The sequence below is a fragment of the bacterium genome (genome assembly GCA_024228115.1).
GTDB lineage: Bacteria > Myxococcota_A > UBA9160 > UBA9160 > UBA6930.
Map to the genome: position 1 here is coordinate 1 of JAAETT010000069.1, position 1,573 is coordinate 1,573.

Annotated in this window: 1 protein-coding gene; it reads left to right on the forward strand. The window is 57.9% G+C overall.

The window, feature by feature from the left end:
- Positions 1-711 precede the first annotated feature (711 nt).
- Positions 712-1,461 (forward strand): hypothetical protein, encoded by a 750-nt coding sequence (locus GY937_03960; protein MCP5055863.1) that lies wholly within the window; start codon positions 712-714, stop codon positions 1,459-1,461.
- The last annotated feature ends 112 nt before the right edge of the window (positions 1,462-1,573 follow it).

Sequence of the window (1,573 nt, forward strand, 5' to 3'; positions counted from 1 at the left end):
CCTGGCGCTATCTCAACCATCTCTTCGAGATCCTGCCCACGATCGACCACACGGATCAACTCGACCCTCTGCTCCCCCAGAACATCGACTCCGACGCCATCCGGCCACGCTGAGGCAGGACGTACTTCAGCGATCGCTTACGATCGACCAGACAGATCAACTCGGCCGCCTGCTCCCCCGGAATATCGATTCCGACGCCATCCGGCCACGCTGATACAAGACGCGGCTCAGCGATCGCTTACAGCGCTTGGGCTTCTCGGGCCTCAAAGACCGCTCTTGTGAGGCAATCGAGGGTTCAAGCTGGTTTTCGCTCAATGACCGGGCAGTAGATGTTCCGTCAACTAACGGCGACGGGGGGGGATCCCCCTGTTGGGCAGCGGTCGGCGGCGGAATCCAGCGCCAGGGAAGGATGAGCAGGCTGAGAAGCACGACGGCGACGACCACTGTTTCCCGTCAGCAGAAGTCGGACGTTTGGCTGCCCTGAGCTGAGAGATGTCTCGGGGTTCCGAACCCCGAGGAGAGTGCCTGTTGCGGCAGGGCGAGATGAGCATTTCGGAGCCCTGCCGCCGCGAGAACATCCCGGGCAGGCTCCTCGTGGAGTACGAGTGGTGGCTCATTGAGTGGCGACTTGTATTAGAATTGCACGCGAAGCCGGGGCTCAGAGCTGTCTAGACGATTCTGCTCCGCCAATCCCTCGAGGAGGTGGATACGATGAGCTACAAGAAATTTCGAGCGGGGACTCCACACGACACGTTCATGTCCGGAGACAACCTGTCTTATTTCGTGGGAGGCTACTTCCCCAAGGCTGACTTGATGAGGATCTTGCGAAGGGGGATGTCCATACCTTCCGACGAAGTCATGGCCGAGGAGTTTCCGACGGTTCGACAAAGAAAGGGCATGGTCCCATTCCTGACGCTCTACAGCAGGTGCAACAATGTTCGTGAACATGCATTCGATGTCACCGTACGCCCGTACCTGGAGGTCAACTTCTTCTTTCCCGTCATGTACAGGCACCGGCGTGAGGAACGCCTCTGCTCGTTCATGCCGCTGCTCTACCTCGATCGCCTGTTCCATACCGTCGGGGGCTGCATGCTGGGCTTGCGCAAGGAGTTCCACCCCAAGCTGAGAGTCGCCGAGACGGACAAGACCTGCTCCTTCAGGATCCCCAACATCCTCAACGCAAGTTTCGCGGAGAGCGCGGCGGAAGAGGTGGAGGGAATCGACCCGTTCTTCGAACAGATATTCACAAAGCCGACCCTGACGTATTCCTACTTCCATCGAACCAATTTCTACACGACGAAGGTCTTTGACGTAAAGAAGATCTACGAGACCTCAGCCGACATCGAATGGAACTACAAGGAAACGATCATCAAGAGCGATCAGTACACCTTTTGCAATCTCACCGAGTACACGTTTACGTGCTCTCAAGCCATGGGTGTAGACGCTCACTCAGAAGCGTAGAAATCTGATCATTTGGCCGGGGGGCGACGCAGCCCGCCGTTCCGGATTCCGATTCAGATCTTCCGGGTCGAAAGGTCCTTGACCCAGGGCGAACGCCCTCCCGGCTCGACCG

Excerpts from the sequence above, each read along its gene's own strand:
- GY937_03960 (MCP5055863.1), top strand. The coding sequence starts at position 712 with ATGAGCTACAAGAAATTTCGAGCGGGGACTCCACACGACACGTTCATG.